The sequence below is a fragment of the Leisingera sp. NJS204 genome (genome assembly GCF_004123675.1).
GTDB lineage: Bacteria > Pseudomonadota > Alphaproteobacteria > Rhodobacterales > Rhodobacteraceae > Leisingera.
Map to the genome: position 1 here is coordinate 3,865,271 of NZ_CP035417.1, position 20,248 is coordinate 3,885,518.

21 protein-coding genes are annotated in these 20,248 nt (G+C 61.7%); 12 read left to right on the forward strand and 9 right to left on the reverse strand.

Annotated features, from left to right (window positions below):
* Positions 1 to 52 precede the first annotated feature (52 nt).
* On the forward strand, positions 53 to 1,279 hold the full coding sequence (locus tag ETW24_RS18715; protein WP_129372444.1) for an FAD-dependent monooxygenase: 1,227 nt from the start codon (positions 53 to 55) through the stop codon (positions 1,277 to 1,279).
* A 26-nt stretch (positions 1,280 to 1,305) separates the two neighbouring features.
* Here the strand turns inward: ETW24_RS18715 and ETW24_RS18720 are convergent, their stop codons facing one another.
* The 3 genes from ETW24_RS18720 to ETW24_RS18730 are packed head-to-tail and all read right to left on the reverse strand — an operon-like array spanning position 1,306 to position 3,089.
* On the reverse strand, positions 1,306 to 1,494 hold the full coding sequence (locus ETW24_RS18720) for a Trm112 family protein (RefSeq protein ID WP_129372445.1): 189 nt from the start codon (positions 1,492 to 1,494) through the stop codon (positions 1,306 to 1,308).
* On the reverse strand, positions 1,491 to 2,135 hold the full coding sequence (locus ETW24_RS18725; RefSeq protein WP_129372446.1) for an LON peptidase substrate-binding domain-containing protein: 645 nt from the start codon (positions 2,133 to 2,135) through the stop codon (positions 1,491 to 1,493). The genes ETW24_RS18720 and ETW24_RS18725 overlap by 4 nt, the downstream gene beginning before the upstream one ends.
* 27 nt (positions 2,136 to 2,162) lie before the next feature.
* Positions 2,163 to 3,089, reverse strand: coding sequence for a tetratricopeptide repeat protein (locus tag ETW24_RS18730; protein WP_129372447.1), 927 nt, complete (start codon positions 3,087 to 3,089; stop codon positions 2,163 to 2,165).
* A gap of 125 nt (positions 3,090 to 3,214) precedes the next feature.
* On the opposite strand from ETW24_RS18730, the gene ETW24_RS18735 reads away from it, so the two are divergent.
* Positions 3,215 to 3,685, forward strand: coding sequence for a DUF6653 family protein (locus tag ETW24_RS18735; RefSeq protein ID WP_254695650.1), 471 nt, complete (start codon positions 3,215 to 3,217; stop codon positions 3,683 to 3,685).
* Positions 3,686 to 3,864: 179 nt separating this feature from the next.
* Here the strand turns inward: ETW24_RS18735 and ETW24_RS18740 are convergent, their stop codons facing one another.
* Together ETW24_RS18740 and ETW24_RS18745 are read right to left on the reverse strand one after the other, a co-directional pair.
* Entirely contained in the window at positions 3,865 to 4,653 is a 789-nt protein-coding gene (locus tag ETW24_RS18740) for an exodeoxyribonuclease III (protein WP_129372449.1), read from the reverse strand.
* A 234-nt stretch (positions 4,654 to 4,887) separates the two neighbouring features.
* The gene (locus ETW24_RS18745; RefSeq protein WP_129372450.1) at positions 4,888 to 5,574 is read right to left on the reverse strand and encodes a response regulator transcription factor; all 687 of its coding nucleotides are present in this window, start codon (positions 5,572 to 5,574) and stop codon (positions 4,888 to 4,890) included.
* A 173-nt stretch (positions 5,575 to 5,747) separates the two neighbouring features.
* Here ETW24_RS18745 and ribA point away from each other — a divergent pair, with 173 nt between their 5' ends.
* Positions 5,748 to 6,836, forward strand: coding sequence for a GTP cyclohydrolase II (gene ribA / locus ETW24_RS18750; protein WP_129372451.1), 1,089 nt, complete (start codon positions 5,748 to 5,750; stop codon positions 6,834 to 6,836).
* On the forward strand, positions 6,833 to 7,345 hold the full coding sequence (locus tag ETW24_RS18755) for a L,D-transpeptidase family protein (RefSeq protein WP_237455437.1): 513 nt from the start codon (positions 6,833 to 6,835) through the stop codon (positions 7,343 to 7,345). The genes ribA and ETW24_RS18755 overlap by 4 nt, the downstream gene beginning before the upstream one ends.
* A gap of 57 nt (positions 7,346 to 7,402) precedes the next feature.
* Here the strand turns inward: ETW24_RS18755 and ETW24_RS18760 are convergent, their stop codons facing one another.
* Together ETW24_RS18760 and ETW24_RS18765 are read right to left on the reverse strand one after the other, a co-directional pair.
* Positions 7,403 to 8,053 carry a YggS family pyridoxal phosphate-dependent enzyme gene (locus ETW24_RS18760; protein ID WP_129372452.1) on the reverse strand — a complete coding sequence of 217 codons (651 nt, stop codon included), beginning with the start codon at positions 8,051 to 8,053 and terminating at the stop codon, positions 7,403 to 7,405.
* Between the two features lie 123 nt (positions 8,054 to 8,176).
* Positions 8,177 to 9,172, reverse strand: a complete 996-nt coding sequence (locus tag ETW24_RS18765) for a porin (RefSeq protein WP_129372453.1) — start codon at positions 9,170 to 9,172, stop codon at positions 8,177 to 8,179.
* A gap of 330 nt (positions 9,173 to 9,502) precedes the next feature.
* Between ETW24_RS18765 and ETW24_RS18770 the strand changes: the two genes are divergently transcribed.
* The 5 genes from ETW24_RS18770 (at position 9,503) to ETW24_RS18790 (ending at position 14,837) form a co-directional block, all read left to right on the forward strand.
* Positions 9,503 to 9,991 (forward strand): DUF3576 domain-containing protein, encoded by a 489-nt coding sequence (locus tag ETW24_RS18770; protein ID WP_129372454.1) that lies wholly within the window; start codon positions 9,503 to 9,505, stop codon positions 9,989 to 9,991.
* Between the two features lie 88 nt (positions 9,992 to 10,079).
* On the forward strand, positions 10,080 to 12,644 hold the full coding sequence (gene leuS, locus ETW24_RS18775; RefSeq protein WP_129372455.1) for a leucine--tRNA ligase: 2,565 nt from the start codon (positions 10,080 to 10,082) through the stop codon (positions 12,642 to 12,644).
* On the forward strand, positions 12,631 to 13,146 hold the full coding sequence (gene lptE / locus ETW24_RS18780) for an LPS assembly lipoprotein LptE (RefSeq protein WP_129372456.1): 516 nt from the start codon (positions 12,631 to 12,633) through the stop codon (positions 13,144 to 13,146). The genes leuS and lptE overlap by 14 nt, the downstream gene beginning before the upstream one ends.
* Positions 13,143 to 14,171, forward strand: coding sequence for a DNA polymerase III subunit delta (gene holA / locus ETW24_RS18785; protein ID WP_129372457.1), 1,029 nt, complete (start codon positions 13,143 to 13,145; stop codon positions 14,169 to 14,171). The genes lptE and holA overlap by 4 nt, the downstream gene beginning before the upstream one ends.
* 75 nt (positions 14,172 to 14,246) lie before the next feature.
* Complete coding sequence (locus tag ETW24_RS18790; RefSeq protein ID WP_129372458.1) at positions 14,247 to 14,837, forward strand: glutathione S-transferase family protein; 591 nt, start codon at positions 14,247 to 14,249, stop codon at positions 14,835 to 14,837.
* Here ETW24_RS18790 and ETW24_RS18795 read toward each other — a convergent pair.
* Together ETW24_RS18795 and ETW24_RS18800 are read right to left on the reverse strand one after the other, a co-directional pair.
* On the reverse strand, positions 14,810 to 16,009 hold the full coding sequence (locus ETW24_RS18795) for a TIGR03862 family flavoprotein (protein ID WP_129372459.1): 1,200 nt from the start codon (positions 16,007 to 16,009) through the stop codon (positions 14,810 to 14,812). The two genes, ETW24_RS18790 and ETW24_RS18795, sit on opposite strands and share 28 nt — an antisense overlap.
* 135 nt (positions 16,010 to 16,144) lie before the next feature.
* Positions 16,145 to 16,846, reverse strand: a complete 702-nt coding sequence (locus ETW24_RS18800; protein ID WP_129372460.1) for a GntR family transcriptional regulator — start codon at positions 16,844 to 16,846, stop codon at positions 16,145 to 16,147.
* Between the two features lie 204 nt (positions 16,847 to 17,050).
* Between ETW24_RS18800 and ETW24_RS18805 the strand changes: the two genes are divergently transcribed.
* From ETW24_RS18805 to ETW24_RS18815, 3 genes are all read left to right on the forward strand, one after another.
* On the forward strand, positions 17,051 to 18,136 hold the full coding sequence (locus ETW24_RS18805) for a TRAP transporter substrate-binding protein (RefSeq protein WP_129372461.1): 1,086 nt from the start codon (positions 17,051 to 17,053) through the stop codon (positions 18,134 to 18,136).
* Positions 18,137 to 18,201: 65 nt separating this feature from the next.
* Positions 18,202 to 18,699: a TRAP transporter small permease subunit gene (locus tag ETW24_RS18810; RefSeq protein ID WP_129372462.1), complete on the forward strand. Its 498-nt coding sequence runs from the start codon at positions 18,202 to 18,204 to the stop codon at positions 18,697 to 18,699.
* Positions 18,696 to 20,246, forward strand: coding sequence for a TRAP transporter large permease (locus ETW24_RS18815; protein ID WP_129372463.1), 1,551 nt, complete (start codon positions 18,696 to 18,698; stop codon positions 20,244 to 20,246). Before ETW24_RS18810 ends, ETW24_RS18815 begins: the two co-directional genes overlap by 4 nt.
* Positions 20,247 to 20,248 lie beyond the last annotated feature (2 nt).

Consider the following 20,248-nt stretch of genomic DNA (forward strand, 5'->3'; position numbering starts at 1 on the left):
ATCCCGCGCTTCCCGGATGGACAATCCCGCCAGCAGGCGCATATTGCGGGGCATGAAAAATGCCTCTGATATCCTGATCGTGGGCGGCGGGCTGAACGGCCCCGCGCTGGCCCTGGCCCTCGCGCAGACCGGCCACAGCATCACTGTGGTCGACGCGCTGACCCCTGACAAGCTTGCTGATGAAGGCTTTGACGGACGCGGTTACGCGCTGGCGCTGGCCTCGCAGCGGCTGCTGCAGCAGACCGGCGTCTGGCAGCATGTCGGAGACAACGCGCAAGCAATGCTGGAGATCAAGGTGACAGACGGTCATGCGGGCCATGGTCCGTCACCGTTTTTCATCCATTTCGACCATGCCGAGCTGGAAGAAGGCCCGATGGGCTATATGGTTGAGGACCGTTTCCTGCGCCGGGCCTTTTTGCAGGCGATGGAGGACGCGCCGGGCATCACCCTGGTGTCCGGGCGCACCGTGGTTGCACAAGCACCGGACCAAAGCGGTGTCACTGTCACCCTGGACGATGGCGGCGAGCTGCGCGGTCAGGTTCTGGTCGGCTCGGACGGGCGCCGCAGCGGCACTGCGCAACGGGCGGGCATCAAGCGCACCGGCTGGGACTATGGCCAGACCGCCCTGGTCTGCGCCATTGACCACGAAAAACCACATCACGGCATCGCGCATCAGTTTTTCATGCCGCCCGGGCCGCTGGCGATCCTGCCGCTGCCGGGCAACCGCTCCTCCATCGTGTGGAGCGAGCGGACGGAGACCGCCAAGGCCATCCACGCGTTGAGTGACGCCGAGTACATTCAGGCGCTGCGGCCGCGCTTTGGGGATTTCCTCGGCGAGATTTCCCTGGCAGGCAAACGCTTTACTTACCCGCTGAACCTGACCATCGCCAACAGCTTTATCGGCGACCGCATGGCGCTGGTGGGGGATGCGGCGCATGGGATGCACCCGATTGCAGGTCAAGGGCTGAATGCAGGCCTGCGCGATGTCGGCGCTCTGGCGGAAGTCATCACCGAAGCCTCACGGCGGGGCGAAGATATCGGTTCATCCCTGGTGATGGAGCGCTACCAGCAATGGCGCCGCTTCGACACTGCCTCGCTGGCTGCAGCCACGGATATTTTCAACCGGCTTTTTTCCAATGATAACCCGCTGCTGCGTCTGGGGCGGGACATCGGAATGGGATTGGCAGGAGCGGTCCCCGGCCTGCGCCGCAATTTCGTGCGTGAGGCAGCAGGCCTGACCGGAGACTTACCCAAGCTTTTAACAGGGCAAGCTATCTAAGGCTTGGGCGCTGTCTTTGTGCCGCGTCAGTCCAGCGCGCGCGCCTCGTCCACCAGCATCACCGGGATGCCATTGCGGATCGGAAAGGCAAGGTTGGCAGCACGCGAAATCAGTTCTTGCGCCTGGGCATCATATTCCAGCACCGCCTGGGTCAGCGGGCAGACGAGCGCTTCCAGCATCCGGCGGTCAAAGGCAGGCGCCTGTGTCTCGGTCATTGCAGGGTTTCCTCCTGAGTGCCGCCGCGCAGGGCGAATTCAATCAAAGTGACAAGCGTTTCCCGCCTTGTGGCAAGGCAGGGCGCTTCGAGCAAGGCCTGTTTCTCTTCAGTGTCGAATTCCAAGAGCATGGCAAGGGAATTGATCAGCAGCTCGTCATCCGCGTCTTTCAGGGCTTCCCAATCGGTTGACAGGCTCCGGGCGGAAAAGAACCGCTCAAGCAGATCCAGGAACGACGGCCGGTCAAGGGTATCATCCGCCTCGGAGCGGCCAAGGTCCCGGTCAAATCCCGTCCAGCTGACATCACAACGCTGATAGGGGGTAAATCCATTGGCTTCGCGGGTAATACGGAACCGGGACACGCCTGAAAGCGTGACCAGGTATCTGCCGTCTTCTGTTTCGGAAAACTGTGTGACGCGCCCGGCGCAACCAATCGCGTGCAGCTCCTCCCCGGTTCCGTGCGGACCCGGGCAGGGCTGCACCATGCCTATCAGACGCTGCCGCGTCTTAAGCGTATCTTCGAGCATCTGCAGGTAGCGCGGCTCGAAAATGTGCAACGGCAAACGCGACCGGGGCAGCAAAAGCGCCCCGGGCAATGGGAACACGGCAATCGTGTCCGGCAGATCAGCAGGCTGGATCATGGGACAGAGTGTAGTGCTGCCCCGGTCTTAGGCAAATATCATTGAGCTAAGTTTCCGGCGCCCGTTGAGAACCACCGGGTCGTTGGGTTTCAGCGCATCAAAGATGGTGAACAGCTGTACCTTGGCAGCACCCTCGTTCCACTCGCGGTCACGGCGGAAAAGCTCCAGCAATTCGTCTACTGCGGCTTCTGCATCTCCAGCCGCATGCAGCGCCTGCGCCAGGTCGAAACGTGCCTGCAGGTCCTCCGGACTGGCGTCCACCGCAGCCCGCAATTCCCCCACCGGGCCAGCATTCTCGGCCTGCCGCGCCAGGGCGATCTGCGCATGCGCGGCTTCTATCTCAGCTGCATCCGCAATCTCGGCGGGTGCGCCATTCAAAACGGCCTCCGCCTGATCCAGATCGCCAAGCGCAATATGCGCGCGTGCCAATCCGCCATAAGCCGCGGCGTTCTTGTCATCTTCGCCCAGGATGGCAGCAAAAGTCTGCGCTGCATCCGCCACGGCACCCTCAGTCAGCATCAGTTCGGCTGCCTCCAGCGCCTCGCCCAGACCGCCGTCGGCTGACCCGCCCCCTGCCTCGATGGCCTTGTTCACAAAGGCTTCGATCTCGGATGCCGGCAGTGCACCCTGGAACATGTCCACCGGACGTCCCTCAACAAAGGCGACCACAGTGGGGATCGACTGCAGCGGCAGCCCCTGCTGCGCCAGTGCCTGCGCCAGGCGCTGGTTTTCATCGACGTTGATCTTGGCCATGGTGGCGGCGCCCTTGGCCTTGGTGACAGCCGCCTCCAGCATCGGGCCCAAGGTTTTGCACGGGCCGCACCAAGGCGCCCAGAAGTCCACGATCACCGGCGCCTGCATCGACGCTTCGACAACGTCCTGCATGAAAGTGGCTTCGGTCACGTCTTTGATCAGATCACCCGCCGGTGCGGTGCTGCCAAGAATTTCGGTCATCAGATTGTTCTCCGCTTGGAACTTGCCCCCTATATGGAATCCCAAGCGCCGGAAACCAAGAGAGGAGTTTGCCGATGGCCAGCCGCAGGTTCGATCTCTTTGCGTTATCTGAAAAGATAATGCGCATGGATGACGCCGCTTGGGCGCGGCACGCCAACCCATGGAGCGTCGTGAGCCGGATGACGGTTCTGCCGCTGATGACACTCGCCGTATGGTCGCGGGTGTGGCTGGGCTGGGCTGCGGTCCTGCCCATTGCGCTGGTGCTGGTGTGGACCTGGTGGAACCCGCGCGCCTTTGGGCTGCCTGCCAGCACCGGCACCTGGGCGTCCCGCGGCACATTTGGTGAGCGGGTGCTCCTGAACCGGGCGCAGGTTCCCATACCGCGCCATCACCTGGGCTGGGCAAAGGGTTTGGTTTGGGCGTCGGGCATTGGAGCGATCCCCTGGATCTACGGTCTTTGGATCCTGGATCCTGGTTTCATCCTTGGCGGTCTGACGCTGATGATTGGCGGCAAGCTGTGGTTTGTGGACCGGATGGTCTGGCTCTACCAGGACATGCAGGACAGGCACCCCGAATACGCCCGCTGGCTGCTTTGAGCGGTAGTGCTCCCGCCCCCGTCAGCGGGCCCTGGCTACGCCAGAACCCTTACGGCGTTGGGCCGGGCGCCGCGCTGACGCGCGGCGGAACCGCACTGCGCGGCAGCGCAGTGCCATGCCCAACGGAGAAGAAACATCCTGCGGATGTTGCGGATCAGGCGGGAGCACTCCGCCTGCCGTCACAGATCAAAGGTTGCAAATACCGGCGCATGGTCGCTGGGCTTCTCCCAGCCGCGGGCATCCCGCAGGATCCGGCTGGAATGGGCCGCGTTTTTAATGTCCGGCGTCGCCCAGACGTGGTCGAGACGGCGCCCTTTGTCGGCGGCATCCCAATCCTTGGCCCGGTAGCTCCACCAGCTGTACAGGCGGCCGTCAGGGATATCGTTCCGGGTCACATCGGACCATCCGCCCGCGTCCATCACGTCTGCGAAATGCTCCACCTCAATGGGCGTATGGCTGACAACCTTCAACAGCTTTTTGTGGTCCCAGACATCATCCTCGCGCGGGGCGATATTAAGATCCCCGACCAGGATGGATTTTTCCGGTTTATCGGCCTGGAACCAGTCGCGCATCTCCGTGAGGTAATCGAGCTTCTGGCCGAATTTCTCGTTCTTTTCCCGGTCCGGCACATCGCCGCCCGCCGGGACATAGAAGTTGTGGATCACCACCCCGTTTTCCAGCCGTCCGGCCACATGGCGGGCATGGCCAAGGCTGGCAAAATCCTGATCCCCTGCATCCTCAATCGGCAAGCGCGACAGGATCGCCACCCCGTTGTAGCCTTTCTGGCCGCGCGCAACCATGTGGCTGTAGCCCAGGGCTGCAAAGCCTTCCAACGGAATCTTGTCCACCGGGCTTTTGCACTCTTGCAGGCAAAGCACATCCGGCCCCTCCTCCTGCAACAGTTTCTGCACAATCGGTTCGCGCAGGCGGACCGAGTTGATATTCCAGGTGGCAAGAGTAAATGGCATCGCGCGCCTCATCGTGAAATCCGGGTTCCGGCGCGATACTGCCTGTCCGGGCCTGGAAGGGCCAGAGATGAAATGGCCCGTGTGTGTAAACAATACAGACAAAAAAAGGCCGGGCATCACGCCCGGCCAAGTCCAACAGGGAGGTGCATACCGTGACCCGGATATGCGCGGGATAGGGTCAGTTTTAAAGGTGAACCTCAGGTTCTTCTTTGATCTGGCTCAACGCCGATTACATCACGCGACCAGCCGGTAACCGCCGGATTCCGTCACCAACAGGCGTGCATTCGACGGATCGGGCTCAATTTTCTGCCGCAGCCGGTAAATATGGGTTTCCAGCGTATGCGTGGTCACGCCTGCATTGTATCCCCACACCTCATGCAGCAGAACATCCCGCGGCACCACACCATCGCTGGAGCGATAGAGAAACTTGAGGATGTTGGTTTCCTTCTCGGTCAACCGGATCTTACGTTCATCTTCCGCGATCAAAAGCTTCATCGACGGTTTAAAGGTATAAGGGCCAAGCGCAAATACCGCATCCTCGGATTGTTCATGCTGACGCAGCTGCGCCCGAATCCGGGCCAGCAGCACCGGGAACTTGAAGGGTTTAGAGACATAGTCATTGGCGCCGGCATCCAGACCCAGAATAGTGTCGGCATCGCTGTCGTGGCCTGTCAGCATCAAGACTGGAGCCTTCACTCCCTGCTTGCGCAGCAGGCGGCACAGTTCGCGCCCGTCCGTATCCGGCAAGCCCACGTCCAGAATAATCAGATCATAGAGGGCCTCCTTGGCGCGCTCCATCGCGCCTTGACCGTTCTCTGCCTCGAATACATCGAAGTCCTCGGTCATCACCAGCTGCTCGCTCAAGGCCTCTCGCAGGTCTTCATCATCATCAACCAGCAGAATTTTTTTCAGTTGCGCCATCGGCTCGCCCTCCTGTTCACATGACAACACATGCGCATCCCTTGCGCCCTCGGCAAGATTTGCTGCAATACTCTCACGCCGACGTGTCCATGGCAGGGAAAATGTTTCACATCCGTTGCATTTGGGCGTAAAGACAGCGAGCCTTTGTTACAAAATAACACCGGAATCCCCGTATGAGCCTGATGCCCACTATAATCGAACTGCTGGCCCGTGCCCGGGTCGATCTGCGCATGGGCCTGCCGGTGGTATTGAGTGATGGAAAGAGTGCCGCGCTGGCAATTGCCGTGGAATCGCTGACAGAAACACGTCTGGCAGACATGCGTGCCTTGGGCGCTCCGACATTGGCCTTGACGGCCCGGCGGGCGGAAACCCTGAAGGCCCGGGTGTATGACGCGGACACCGCCCGCATTATTGTTCCCGGTACTGAGGGGCTGAAGTGGATCCAGTCGCTGGCCGACCCGGCGGATGATCTGAACACACCGATGAAGGGTCCATTTTCCAGCCAGCGCGGTGGCAGCGCAGACCTGCACCGGCTGGCAATTGCACTGGTGAAATCCGCGCGCCTGCTGCCAGCTGCTGCTCTTGTGCCTATCAGCGATCCGTCCGGGTTTGCCGCGGCACACGGCCTTACCAGCATTTCTCGTGCAGCTGCAGAACCGCTGCTGAGCCAAAGCTCCCCTCTGCACCCGGTCGCAGCTGCCCGCCTGCCAATGAATGCCGCCGAAGCCGGCAGGCTTCACATCTTCCGCCCTGAGGATGGCGCCGAGGAGCATTATGCTGTGGAAATCGGCCGCCCCGACAGATCCAAACCGGTTCTGGCCCGGCTGCATTCGGCCTGCTTCACCGGCGACGTGCTGGGCTCGCTGAAATGCGATTGCGGCCCGCAGCTGCAGGGCGCACTGGCACAGATGGGCGCGGAAGGTGCTGGTGTCCTTCTGTACCTGAATCAGGAGGGCCGCGGGATCGGCCTTGCCAACAAAATGCGGGCCTATTCACTGCAGGACCAGGGCTTTGATACGGTGGAGGCCAATCACCGTCTGGGGTTTGAGGATGACGAGCGCGACTTCCGCCTAGGCGCCTCTATTTTGCAAGAATTGGGTTTCTCCCAAGTGCGGCTGCTGACCAACAACCCGAACAAGATTGCGATGATGCAAAAGACCGGCGTGCATGTGGCGGAACGGGTGGCGCTGAAAGTGGGTGAAAATGCCCACAACCAGCATTACCTGGCGACCAAGGCCCGGAAATCCGGGCATATGCTGTGACATCACCCGCCGATCTGGTCCTGACCCCCCGCGGCGTGCGGTTTCTGGGTCGGGTGCTGCCGTGCACAATCGGCAAAGGCGGGCTGTCCCGGAACAAACGCGAAGGGGATGGCGCGACTCCCATTGGCGTGCATCGCATTGCAGGCATGTATTACCGCCCCGACAGGCTGTACCGCCCTGCCTCCTGGGCCAAGCCTATTGGTCCGCGGGACCTATGGTCGGATGATTCAGGAGATGCAAATTACAACCACCATGTGCGGGCGCCTTATCCGTTCAGTCACGAACGACTGCGGCGCAGCGATCCGCTCTATGATCTGGTTTTGATCACCGATTGGAACTGGCCAACCGCAATTCCGGGAAGCGGTTCCGCAATCTTCCTTCATCAATGGCGCGGCCCTGGATACCCCACTGAAGGCTGCATCGCTTTCTCGCGCGCGGATCTCCATTGGCTTGCTGACCGGGTTCAGCCTGGATCCCGGGTTATCGTCCCGCCTCTGGCACGCACCTGACGCAACCAAGACTTTTCAAAAAGTCTTGGCAAAAGTTTTGCCTAAAACTTTTGTGCCTCAATAGGTGCGGGCGCCGAAAATGGCAGAACCGACGCGAACATGGGTGGCGCCAAGGGCTATGGCTTTCTCGAAATCGCCGCTCATTCCCATCGACAAGCCATTCAACCCGTTGCGCTCAGCAATCTTTGCCAGCAGCGCGAAATGCAAGCTAGCCTCTTCTTCCACCGGCGGGATGCACATCAGCCCCTTTAGAGGCAGATCAAGCTGGCGGCACTCTGCGATGAAAGCATCTGCATCGGACGGCAACACGCCTGCTTTTTGCTCCTCCTCGCCGGTATTCACTTGAATGAACAATTCGGGGCATTTGCCCAACTCCTGCGCCAGCCTGGCCAGCGTATTGGCCAGTTTGGGCCGGTCGACTGAGTGGATGCTCTCAAACAGCTCCATCGCCTGGCGGGTTTTGTTGGTCTGCAGCGGGCCGATCAAATGCAAATCGATACCGTCAAATTGCTCGACGAACCCGGGCCATTTTCCAGCCGCTTCCTGCACCTTGTTTTCACCGAAACAGCGATGGCCTTCCTGCAGCACCGCCTCGACCCGCTCGTCCGGCTGCACTTTGGAAACCGCAATCAGCTGCACACTGCCCGGCATACGGCCGGCCTGCTTCTCAGCTTTGGCAACTCGGGATCTGATCTCTTCAAGCGGCATGGGTTTGGCCTCGTAGCTGTTTAGCCGCAAAAAACACTGTTTGCCCGCAAATGTTAAGCCACAAAAGGAAAGGGCGGGCTCCCGAAGGAACCCGCCCCGAATTCACGCTAGGCGTGCTTCAGCTTAGAAGCTGAAGTACAGACCTGCCTGAACAGTGGTGAAGTCGGAGGACGATTCAACCGCACCCGCTTCGAACGACACGCCGCCGCCCAGATCGTAGGAGTAGTTGATGCCGAAGGCGGTGCCGTCGGTGCCGTTAACACCGGTGCCCGCCGGGTTGTCTTCGCTGCTCACGAAGGCAACCAGAGTGGAGGCTGCGCCCAGCTCAACGTTGCCGGCCAGGGTGATTTTGTCGACGTCTTGTGCAACGCCGCCAACAGTCACTGCGTCCATGTTGTTGCCGTATGCAAGGCGAACACCGAACTGACCCAGGTCACCTGCAACGGTGAAGACCAGTTTGTCTTCGGTTGCGACGTTGGAGTCCTGGTAGCCCAGAGCGGCAGTCCAGTCACCGAAGGTGTAGGCAACATGCACAGCAGTACGCTCGGTGCCGTTTGCGGAACCGGCAACGGTGCCGCCGTTTGCCTGGGAGTAGGACAGGTGACCCGAGAAACCGCCAGCGGAGTACAGAGCTTCGATGCCGTTACGGCCGGCTGCTGCGGAGGTGTAGGTGTCCCAGTCAAAGCCGTTGCCCGCAACGTTGGTCACCAGCGAGTTAAAGCCGGCGCCGTCGATGCCGATACCAACCGAACGGGTTTCCAGGTAGAAGCCCGGCATGTTGTCGATCGCGCCCCAGATGTTGCCAACGTTCACACGCAGGCCGCCGTATGCGACGTGGAACTGTGCGCCGTTGAACGCGCCGGTGCCGGGTGTGCCATCACGGTTTTCGAACTGGGCACGAGCACGTGCGCCAACGGTCACGCCGCCATCGGTTTCGGTCGACGCGTCGAAGGTGAAGCGCAGACGGCTGGTGATGTTGGTCTCGGAACGGCCAACAACGGTTTTGTTGGCTTCGTTGTAGTCCAGACCAAAACGGCCATAGCCGGAGATTTTGACTTCGGCCGCGGCCATGCCTGCGGTGGCGATCAGCGCGGTGGTCGCGAAGAGAACCTTTTTCATGTTTTTCCCTCGGTTTTCTAATCTTAAGCCCAAACCGGGGAATCCGGCGTGGGTATGCCAAGGGGTTTCGCTCTTTCGCCCCCGTTTTGGCAAGTCTTGGGAAAGTCGGGCGAAACGATGCGGTCCGGGATGGTGCAGCTATGCCACAGTCTGCCTCGCTACTGCACCGGATGGACGCAAGCACACAGGTTTGCATGCTGCTGCACCATCGGCCGATCACTCCGGAGGCGTATCGCACGACGGGAGGACCTTCTATATAGGGCAAAGCACTTGCTCCGCCCGCGCCGCTTGCGCTAGGTGTTCGCCCAGAAATTGGCTCTGGGAGCGGTTATGATCAGAACAAAGACTCTGCAGGCAACTTTGGCCGGCGCAATATGCCTCAGTCTTGCTGCATGCGGCGGCAACAAGGACCGCAGCCAGGATGGCACCCTGCTGGGCAAGGACCGGTTGGCGGTTGATGAAATCGGGGCACAAAGCAATCCATCCTCTATCTGGGATGTGTTCCGCGGCCAGCCGGACCAGAACGTGCAGGTCAACCGCTACCTGTGGGCGGCCAGCCTGGACGTGCTGAACTTCCTGCCGGTGCAATCGGTTGATCCCTTCACCGGTGTTATCATCACGGGCTATGGCACCCCGCCTGGCGGCGGCCGCACCTACCGGGCCACCGTTCACATAAAGGATCCGGCCCTGGACGCGCGTTCCTTGAACGTTGCGCTGCAATCCAAGGGCGGCCCCGTCAGCGCCAGCACGTCCCGCGCAGTTGAGGACGCGATTCTTTCCCGCGCACGGCAGCTGCGGATCGCGGATAAAAAACTCTGACCCGCTGCGCTCTGGAAACACCAGCCAAACCCCATTATCAGAAGCGCCGGGCCACTTGCCCGGCGTTTTCATGCAAAGGACCGCTCTGATGTCGCGTTACTCCGCCACGGAAATCGAAGCTAAATGGCAGGAAGCTTGGGACAAGGCCGGGATATTTCAGGCCAAGCGCACCGGCGGCAAGCCGAAGTATTATGTGCTGGAAATGTTCCCCTACCCATCGGGCAAGCTGCACATGGGCCATGTGCGCAACTACACGATGGGCGATGTGATCGCACGCTACAAGCTGTCCACCGGCCATAATGTGCTGCATCCGATGGGGTTTGACGCCTTCGGCATGCCTGCGGAGAACGCCGCAATGGCCTCGGGCGGGCACCCCAAGGACTGGACCTACTCCAATATCGACACGATGGTCGAGCAGATGAAGCCGCTGGGGCTGTCGCTGGACTGGAGCCGCATGTTCGCCACCTGTGATCCGGAGTATTACGGCCAGCAGCAAGCGCTGTTCCTTGATTTCCTGGACAAGGGCCTGGTCTACCGCAAGAACGCCGTAGTGAATTGGGACCCCATCGACATGACCGTGCTGGCCAACGAGCAGGTCGAAAACGGCCGCGGCTGGCGCTCCGGTGCGCTGGTGGAGCGGCGCGAGCTGACGCAGTGGTTCTTCAAGATCTCCGATTTCTCCGAAGAGCTGCTGTCGGCGCTGGATGGCTTGGAGAACTGGCCGGCCAAAGTCCGCCTGATGCAGGAAAACTGGATCGGCAAGTCGCGCGGCCTTCAGTTTTCGTTTGAACGCACCGACGGCGCAGAGCCGATTGAAGTCTACACCACCCGCCCGGATACGCTGATGGGCGCGTCTTTTGTCGGCATCTCGCCCGATCATCCGATTGCCAAGGCGCTGGAAGCCGAATCGGAAGAGGTTGCAGCGTTTGTCGCCGAGTGCCGCAAGGGCGGCACCACCGAGGAAGCCATCGAGACCGCCGAGAAGCTGGGTTATGACACCGGTATCCGGGTAAAGCACCCGCTGAACCCGGACTGGGAGCTGCCGGTCTGGATCGCCAATTTCATCCTGATGGATTACGGCACAGGCGCGATTTTTGCCTGCCCGGCGCATGACCAGCGCGACCTGGACTTCTGCCGCAAGTATGACCTGCCGGTCACCAACGCCTTCTTTGCACCGGATCAGGACGCGCCAGTCGCGGCCGAGGCTCTGGTGCCGCCGAAGTCCGAAAAAGTCCGCTGGGTCAATCACTTCGCCGGGCTGACCGAGGCGACCGGCGAAGAAGCGGTCAACGCCACCGTTGACTTCGCGGAAAAAGCCGGCTGGGGCCAGGGTGTCACCAAATACCGCCTGCGCGACTGGGGGCTGAGCCGCCAGCGCTACTGGGGCTGCCCGATCCCTGTCGTCCATTGCGAAGACTGCGGCGTGGTGCCGGAGAAGAAAGAGAACCTGCCGATCGCCCTGCCCTATGACGAAGACGGCAAACCCATCGACTTTTCCGTGCCGGGCAACCCGCTGGACCGTCATCCGACATGGCGCAACTGCGAATGCCCGTCCTGCGGCAAGCCTGCGCAGCGCGAAACCGACACCATGGACACTTTCGTCGATTCGTCCTGGTATTTCTCCCGCTTCACCGCGCCGCGCGCCGAAACGCCCACCGATCTGGCCGAGGCCGAATACTGGATGAACGTCGACCAGTACATCGGCGGCATTGAGCACGCGATTCTGCACCTGCTGTACTCGCGCTTCTTTGCCCGCGCGATGCAGATCTGCGGCCACCTGCCAGAGAAATCCGCAGAACCCTTTGACGCGCTGTTCACCCAGGGCATGGTGACCCACGCGATCTACAAGACCACCGGCGGCAATCACCGCCCGGTTTACCACTACCCCGAGGAAGTGGAGCTGCGCGAAGGCAAGGGCTTCCTGAAGGACGGCACCGAGGTAGAAATTATCCCCTCTGCCAAGATGTCCAAGTCAAAGAACAACGTGGTGGACCCGCTGCACATCATCTCATCCTTCGGCGCCGACACCGCACGTTGGTTCGTGCTGTCCGATTCGCCGCCCGAACGCGATGTGGAATGGACCGCCGCCGGGGCCGAGGCTTCCTATAAACACCTGAACCGGGTCTGGAACCTGTGCGACCGGATCGGCGAAATGGACCCGGATGCGGCGGGTGAAGGCGACGAAGCGTTGCTGCGCGAGACACATAAATGCATCCGCGACGTGACCCTGGGTGTCGATTCCTTTGGCTTTAATGCGGCAATTGCAAAGCTTTATGCCTTTACCAACACGCTTGCCAAATCCAAGGCCAGCGCATCGGTCCAGAAGCAGGCGATCATGACGTTGGCACAGCTGATGGCGCCGATGACCCCGCATCTGGCTGAAGACATCTGGAACCATCAGGGCGGCAAAGGCTTGTGCGCCACCGCGCCCTGGCCGGTTGCGGATGAGGCCATGCTGGTTGAGGACACGGTCACCCTTCCGATCCAGATCAACGGCAAGCGCCGCGGTGAAATCGAAGTCGCCAAAGATCTGGACAAGGCAGAGGTTGAAAAACGCGCCCTGGCACACGAAGCTGTGCAAAAGGCGCTGAATGGCGGCGCGCCGAAAAAGGTGATCGTGGTGCCGGGCCGGATTGTGAATGTCGTTGCTTAACCGCAGAACCCTGTTGCTGGCCCTGCCCCTGGTGGCAGCGGCCTGCGGCTTTACCCCGGTGTACGCCCCTGGCGGCACCGGCTCCGCTCTGTATGGGCAGATCGAGGTTCAGGCGCCGGAGGAGATCAAGGGCGCCACCGGCACCGACGCCTACTTCCTGGTGCAGAATCTGGAGCAGCGCCTGGGCCGCGGTGGCAGTGCTGCCTACAAGCTGGACCTGACGCTCAGCACCCAGGAAGAAGGCCAGGCAATCACCGCGGGCAATGAGATCACCCGCTATTCGGTGATCGGCAGTGCTGGCTTTTCTCTGACCCGCTTGTCGGATGGCAAGGTGACCTCCAGCGGCACCGTGCAGAACTTTACCGGCTACTCCGCAACCGGCTCTACCGTGGAGACGCTGGCAGGTGAACGTGACGCGCATGAGCGGCTGATGGTCATTCTGGCCGATCAGATCACCGCACAGATTCTGGCAACCGCGGATCTCTCCGCGCCGGTGGAATGAAGCTCTCTCCGCGCGAAGCGGATGGCTATTTCGCCAAACCTGATCCGGGCAAGACCGGCATCCTGATCTATGGCGCCGACGCCATGCGCGTGTCGCTTAAGCGGCAGCAGGTGCTGGCGTCCCTGCTTGGCCCCGGTGCCGAAGAAGAAATGCGCCTGACCCGCCTGCCCGGCAGCGACCTGCGCAAGGATCCAGCACAGTTGCTGGATGCCGTGAAGGCGGTGGGGTTCTTTCCCGGTGTCCGGGCGGTTTTTGTCGAAGGCGCCAATGACACCGCCACGCCTGCCATTGCGACAGCGCTGGAAGACTGGCAGCCGGGGGATGCGCAGATTGTAGTCACAGCCGGGCAGCTCAAGGCCGCCTCGAAGCTGCGGAAGGCGTTTGAAGGCCACCGAAATGCCTATTCGGTGGGAATCTACGACGACCCGCCCTCGCGCGCCGAGATCGAACGGATCCTGGGGGAGGCTGGTATCCGGGACGTCCCCGGTGACAGCATGTCAGCGCTGACGGATATCGCCAATGATACCGGCCCCGGCGACTTCTCCCGCATGATCGAGAAGCTGGCGCTTTATAAACACGGCGACAGCAGCCCGCTGTCACTGGAGGATATCGGCGCCGTTGCTCCGCAATCGACCGAGGCCACGCTGGACGATGTTCTGAATGTGGTGGCCGAAGCCCGCAGTACCGAAATCGGGCCGCTGATCCGCCGCCTTCAAGCACAAGGCACCAATGCCGTGACGCTCTGCATCGGGGCAACCCGGCACTTCCGCACGCTCTACACCATTGCCGCTGCACCCGGCGGCCCTGCCCAGGGCATCGGCCAGCTGCGCCCGCCGCTATACGGCAAACGCCGCGACCGGATGCTGCGCCAGGCACAGAACTGGGGCGCAAGCCGGCTGGAAACCGCGCTGACGATCATTACCGATACCGACCTGGCGCTGCGTTCCGCCGGTCAAACCGCGCCGGCGCTGGCGCTGATGGAGCGCGCCCTGATCCGGCTGGCCATGCTGGGCCGCGCCCGCTGATCCAGTAATGCCTCTCCTGGCTTGATCCCCCCTGCTGTGCCGCCCATCTTAGGGACACACAACAGGAGAGAGACGATGTACACCGTCACCGGAATTCCGCTCACCCGCACGTTCCGGGTGCTTTGGGCGCTTGAAGAACTTGGGCAGCCCTATGAGCTGAAACAGCACGGCCCCCGCAGCCCGGAAGTTCAGGCGCTGAACGTCTCGGGCAAGGTGCCAGTGCTGCAGGCCGAAGGCGAGGCCATCAGCGATTCAACTGCCATTCTCACTTATCTCGCTGACAAGCACAGCGCCCTGACCGCACCCGCCGGCACGATAGCCCGTGCCAAGCAGGATGCGATGACGCATCTCCTGCTGGACGAAGTGGATGCTGTGCTGTGGGCAGCGGCCCGCCACAGCTTCATCTTGCCGGAAGATCAGCGGGTGCCGGAGGTGAAAGGCAGCCTGAAGTGGGAATTTGCCCATAATCTGGCGCGGCTTGAAGATAAGATGGGTGCGGAATTCCTGATGGGTACGGAATTCACAATCGCCGACATCATCTGCACCCATTGCCTGAATTGGGCCCATAGCGCCAAATTTCCAGTCGAGGGCGAGAGACTGCTGGATTATGGACACCGGATGCGGCAACGCGAAGCCTATCAGCGGGTTGCCGCACTCGCCAAGTAATGTGCCGCTGCCCGGCCCGCCCAACGCCCGGTGGCCAGGCACGCAGTCAGCAGATAACCGCCCGTCGGCGCTTCCCAATCCAGCATTTCCCCGGCGCAGAACGTGCCGGGGATTTGTTTCAGCATCAGGCCGTTGTCCATCGCGTCCCGCCGCACGCCGCCAGCGGTGGAGATCGCCTCGTCCATCGGCCGCAGGCCCGCGTGATTGACGGGCAGCGTTTTGATCAACCGGGCTAAGGCCTGGACATCCTGCGGCAAGGGCCGTCCGAATTCCTGCAATACTGCTGCCCGTGCATCGCCCAGCTTGAGCACCTTTCGCAGATGGTTTGAAACGCTCGCCTTGCCGCGCGGGCGGGACAGGCGGCGGATGACTTCTGCCGTTTCCAGGTCCGGAAGCAGATCCATCTGCAATGTCTCTCCCTCCCGTACCGCGGCGCAGACGGAATAGACGCCGCCGCCTTCCAGCCCGCGCTCCGATATCACGGCTTCCCCACGCGAAGACAATGGGCCGGCGTGCAATGCTATACCCTTAAGCGGCTGCCCGAATTGCGGTGCCATGTGATCGGACCAATCCACCAGAAGCCCCGCATTGGCAGGTTTGAACGGTGCAATCTCTACAGCTTTTCCGTCCAGCAGAGGGACCCAGCCCGCGTCCGACCCAAGCCGCGCCCAGCTGGCGCCGCCCAGTGCCAGGACCACTGCCCTGGCTTCTATCCGCTTCGGCCCGTCCGGCGTATCAAATGCAAGCCCTGTGCCCTCCCAGCCAGCCCAGCGCCAGCGCGTGCGGATCTGTGCGCCGAAACCATCAAGGCGTGCCAGCCAGGCGCGCAGCAGCGGAGAGGCTTTCATGACTGTCGGGAACACCCGGCCTGTCGAGCCGGTGAACAGCTCGCTCCCCAATCCCTGCGCCCAATCCTGAACGGCCTGTGAATCACAGGCGCGGATCATTGGCGCCAGCCAGTCTGCGGCCTCTCCATAGCGGGTGATCAACTGGCTAAACGGTTCGTCCTTGGTCAGATTCAAGCCGGACTTGCCCGCCATCAGGAGCTTGCGCGCCACCGACGGCTTGGCCTCAGCCACCAGCACGCGGTGCCCGGCGCGGCCCAGCTCCTCGGCGGCCATCAGCCCTGCAGGCCCGGCGCCGATCACCACTGCATCCCAAGTTTCTGTCATGCCATCCCCTTGCCAGCGCCCGTTTCCAGCGCCCGGCGCCAGCGCTTTTTTTCGCTGCATCGAGCCAAGGCCCATGTATTTCCGTTCCAATCTGCCCGCATCGCGGCCGGCCATTCCCGAGCGCTCAGCATTGCATCAACCCTGAGTGAACAGCTGATAGCCCGGGTGGGCAACGGCGCGCAGGCTGGTGATCGGGGCGTCGCCGATCCAAGTCGTGCGTTCCATGACAAACAGTGCGTCTCCGATCGCACTCTGGAGAATTTCGCTGTCGTCCTTGGTTCCAGGGCGGGCATAAAGACGCAAATCGCACCTGCTGTAGGGGCGGTTGCGGACAAGCCATTCGTTTGCGCTTTCGCGTGTCAGGTCCACCGTATTTATTTCCGGCACGGTTTCCAGGCAGATCCAGCGGTCCTCGAAGATATAGGGGCGGCTGTCGGCAAGATGCAAAGCTTCAACCCGCAGCATCGGCCGGGCTTCATGCAGGCCGAAGTTTGCCATTATGGCCGGGCTGGACCGCTGTACCGACTGCCTGATCAACTGGTAGCGGTACACGCAGCCTTTCTGTTCGACCTCCAGCCTGGTGATCGGGATGTTCAGGGTTGCGCGGGTCACAGGATCGCGCTGCACCATTGTGCCGCCCTTGCGGCGCCGTTCCACCAGACCGCTTTGAGCCAGATCCCGCATGGCCCGGTGAACGGTGGAGCGGGCACAGCCGAACCGTGCGGCAAACTCCTCGTCCCGCGGCAGTTTGTCTCCCGGCCCATAGGTGGAGTTCAGGATCATCTCCCGGATGCTGTCCCGGATGGTTACCCAGGAATGCCGTGGCTTGTCCGTCAATATTCATCCCCCAGGTCAAACGGGAAAATGTTTGCCGCCGCTCCATATTGCATTCTGCGCAGAAAGGCGAACTTGAACCGCGCAACTGTGATTGACAATAATATGTAGCTACATATTAATGTAAAGCGCCTACAAAACATAACAAAGTCTGCGCTGCCGGCATCCGCCCATCGCAGATGCACCGACAGACGGAGGAATGGAGACATGGAAAGACGCGCGTTTTTGAAAACCGGCGTATTGGGTGCAACGGCAACAGCGCTGGCCAGCCCCGCCATTGCCCAGGGCAAGATGCAATGGAAGATGGTCACCGCCTGGCCGAAGAACCTGCCTGGACCCGGTGTGGCGGCACAGATGCTGGCTGACCGGATCACCACCCTTTCAGGCGGCCGGATCGAGGTGAAGCTTTTCGCCGCCGGTGAGCTGGTTCCGGGCCGCGGCGTGTTTGACGCGGTTTCTGAAGGCACCGCCGAGCTGTATCACGCCGTGCCGGCCTATTGGGGATCGAAATCCAAAGGTATCCTGCTGTTCGGCTCGCAGCCTTTCGGTCTGCGCGCAGATGAGCAGTTCGGCTGGATGTACCACGGCGGCGGCCAGGCGCTTTATGACGAGATGTACGGCCGCTTCGGGATCAAACCGTTCCTGTGCGGCAACTCCGGCCCGCAGTGGGGCGGCTGGTTCAAGACCGAGATCAACTCTGCCGAGGACCTGAAGGGCCTCAAGTTCCGCACCACCGGGCTGGCCTCGGAAATGGCATCGAAACTTGGCATGGCGGCCGAGGCCACCAGCGGCCCGGCGATGTTCCAGGGCCTGCAGACCGGGGCGCTGGATGCCGGTGAATTCATTGGCCCCTGGACCGACAGCGCGCTCGGCTATTACCAAGTGGCCAAGAATTATTACTGGCCCGGTGTCGGCGAACCTTCCTCGGCCGAGGAATGCGGTGTCAATGCCGCGGCCTTCGGGAACCTGCCGGAAGACTTGCAGCAGGTTGTGTCGCTGGCCTGCGAAAGCCTCTACAATCCGGTTTGGACGGAATACACCACCAAACACGCCCTGGCGCTGAAGAAGATGGTCGAAGAGGATGGCGTGCAGGTGAAGATGTTCCCCGAGGATGTGATCGCCGCGATGGGCGCCGCTGCCAAGGAGGTGATCACCGACTTGCAGGAAGACGACGATGAGCTGGTGCGCCGCATTACCGAAAGCTTCCTTGGCTACCGCGACAGCATCGGCAGCTATATGACCTATGCCGATAACGGCCAGATGAACGCCCGTGCTTCGGTAATGGGTTACTGACGGGCAGCAACGGCAGCCGGCGCCCGGAACGGCGGGCGCCGGCTTTTTGATGGGGAGAGAGCGGAATGCGGCGGATTGCAAATGCGCTGGACGGTATCAACCGGGGGCTGGCGCATGTGGTGCGCTGGCTGGCGCTGATCATGGTGCTGACACAGTTTGCGATCGTGGTCGGCCGCTATGTGTTCGGAGTGAATTCCATCGCCGCACAGGAAAGCGTCCTTTATATGCATGCAACCCTGTTCATGCTCGCCGCCGGCTACACGCTGCTTGTCGACAAACATGTGCGTGTTGACGTGTTTTACGCCGGCCTCAGCCCCCGGTCGCAGCGCCGCATCGACATTTTCGGGCACCTGTTCCTGCTGCTGCCATCAATGGCCGCGCTTCTGTACTGGTCCTGGCCGTCTGTGCGGAATTCCTGGGCTATTTTCGAAGGTCCGATTGCAGTCGGCGGCATCGAAGCCGTTTTCCTGCTGAAATCGCTGATCCCGGCGTTCTGCGTCCTGGTGATGCTGCAATCTGCTGCCCTGCTGATCCGCCTGTTTTCCGAAAGTGACGCCCAATGACCGCATACCTTGACCTGATCATGTTCGCAGCTCTGATGGCAGCGATCCTCATTGGGTTTCCGGTGGCCTTTTCCATCGCCGGCGTTGCGATCATCTTTGCCTGTCTCGGGTGGATACTGGGCGTGATGGACATCTCGCTGCTGGGCGCGCTTGGCCAACGGGTATTCGGCCTGCTGAGCAACCAGGTGCTGATCGCCATTCCACTGTTCGTTCTGATGGGGGCGATCCTGGAGAAAAGCCGCATTGCCGAAGAACTCCTGGACACGATGGGGCGGCTGTTCGGCCAGCTGAAGGGCGGCCTGGGCATTTCGGTGGTGCTGGTGGGTGCGCTGCTGGCGGCCTCGACCGGCATTGTCGGCGCCACGGTTGTGGCCATGGGTATGATCGCCCTGCCGGCCATGCTGCGCGCCGGCTATGACCCGCGGGTGGCCTCTGGCATTGTCTGTACCGCCGGCACACTGGGGCAGATCATCCCGCCCTCGACGCTGCTGATTATCCTCGCCGACGTTATGTCCAACGCCTATCAGCAGGCCCAGTATGAGCAAGGAAAATTCTCAGTCGAGGCGCTGTCCGTGGGCCAGTTTTTCGCCGCCGCGCTGGTGCCCGGACTGGTGCTGGTGGTGCTGTATCTTCTTTATATCCTGGTCAGAGGCATGCTGCGGCCTCAGGACATGCCCTCCGCCCCAGCGGAGCTGGCCCGCCCTGGCGGACGCCAGATCATGCGTGCCGTGGTGCCGCCGATCCTGCTGATTTTCGCTGTGCTCGGTGCCATCCTGGGCGGCGTCGCCACCCCGACCGAGGCCGCATCGGTGGGCGGCATCGGTGCCTTGCTGATGGCGGGAGCGCGTGCAGGGGGACCGTCCCGGCTGATCCTTTCCGGTGCCGCCGCGCTGATCCTGCTGGGGATTCTGTCAGGGGTTCATCCGGTCCGTCTGCAACGCAGCGACCTCAGCGGGGCCGACCTCGCAGCGGGGCTGTTCTATGCGCTTCTGGCCGCGGTCGCAGCCATTGCCGTTTTGGCCGCCCTGCGCAGCGGTTTGAAGAAACGCATCCTGCACGATGCGGTAACTTCGACCACCACCATGACCGCAATGATTTTTGCCACCATCCTGGCCGCAGGCATGTTCTCGCTGGTGTTCATCGGCCTGGGCGGCGAGGAGCGGGTGGCGCATATCCTTGGAAACATGCCCGGCGGCCCGTCCGGTGCGCTGCTGTTCTGCATGCTGTTCATTTTCGTGCTCGGCTTCTTCCTCGATTTCGTCGAGATCTCTGTCATCGTGCTGCCGCTGGTGACGCCTGCCCTGATCATCATGGGCCATGACCCGGTCTGGCTGGGCATTCTGATCGCGATCAACCTGCAGACCAGCTTTTTGACGCCGCCGTTCGGCTTTTCGCTGTTCTACCTGCGCGGCGCCGCGCCAAAGGAGGTCACCACCCGTCAAATCTACCAGGGGGTGGTGCCGTTCATCGGCCTGCAGGCGCTTGGGGTGCTGCTGGTCTGGCTGATACCCGGCCTCGCAACCTGGCTGCCATCTGCAATTTTCTGACG

Coding starts and splice junctions, on each gene's coding strand:
- ETW24_RS18810 (WP_129372462.1), top strand. CDS start 18,202: ATGCGGCGGATTGCAAATGCGCTGGACGGTATCAACCGGGGGCTGGCG.
- leuS (WP_129372455.1), top strand. CDS start 10,080: ATGTCGCGTTACTCCGCCACGGAAATCGAAGCTAAATGGCAGGAAGCT.
- ETW24_RS18760 (WP_129372452.1), bottom strand. CDS start 8,053: ATGCCGCTTGAAGAGATCAGATCCCGAGTTGCCAAAGCTGAGAAGCAG.
- ETW24_RS18790 (WP_129372458.1), top strand. CDS start 14,247: ATGTACACCGTCACCGGAATTCCGCTCACCCGCACGTTCCGGGTGCTT.
- ETW24_RS18725 (WP_129372446.1), bottom strand. CDS start 2,135: ATGATCCAGCCTGCTGATCTGCCGGACACGATTGCCGTGTTCCCATTG.
- ETW24_RS18765 (WP_129372453.1), bottom strand. CDS start 9,172: ATGAAAAAGGTTCTCTTCGCGACCACCGCGCTGATCGCCACCGCAGGC.
- ETW24_RS18770 (WP_129372454.1), top strand. CDS start 9,503: ATGATCAGAACAAAGACTCTGCAGGCAACTTTGGCCGGCGCAATATGC.
- lptE (WP_129372456.1), top strand. CDS start 12,631: ATGTCGTTGCTTAACCGCAGAACCCTGTTGCTGGCCCTGCCCCTGGTG.
- ETW24_RS18730 (WP_129372447.1), bottom strand. CDS start 3,089: ATGACCGAAATTCTTGGCAGCACCGCACCGGCGGGTGATCTGATCAAA.
- ETW24_RS18805 (WP_129372461.1), top strand. CDS start 17,051: ATGGAAAGACGCGCGTTTTTGAAAACCGGCGTATTGGGTGCAACGGCA.
- ETW24_RS18720 (WP_129372445.1), bottom strand. CDS start 1,494: ATGACCGAGACACAGGCGCCTGCCTTTGACCGCCGGATGCTGGAAGCG.
- ETW24_RS18740 (WP_129372449.1), bottom strand. CDS start 4,653: ATGCCATTTACTCTTGCCACCTGGAATATCAACTCGGTCCGCCTGCGC.
- ETW24_RS18815 (WP_129372463.1), top strand. CDS start 18,696: ATGACCGCATACCTTGACCTGATCATGTTCGCAGCTCTGATGGCAGCG.
- ETW24_RS18795 (WP_129372459.1), bottom strand. CDS start 16,009: ATGACAGAAACTTGGGATGCAGTGGTGATCGGCGCCGGGCCTGCAGGG.
- ETW24_RS18745 (WP_129372450.1), bottom strand. CDS start 5,574: ATGGCGCAACTGAAAAAAATTCTGCTGGTTGATGATGATGAAGACCTG.
- ETW24_RS18735 (WP_254695650.1), top strand. CDS start 3,215: ATGGATGACGCCGCTTGGGCGCGGCACGCCAACCCATGGAGCGTCGTG.
- ribA (WP_129372451.1), top strand. CDS start 5,748: ATGAGCCTGATGCCCACTATAATCGAACTGCTGGCCCGTGCCCGGGTC.
- ETW24_RS18715 (WP_129372444.1), top strand. CDS start 53: ATGAAAAATGCCTCTGATATCCTGATCGTGGGCGGCGGGCTGAACGGC.
- holA (WP_129372457.1), top strand. CDS start 13,143: ATGAAGCTCTCTCCGCGCGAAGCGGATGGCTATTTCGCCAAACCTGAT.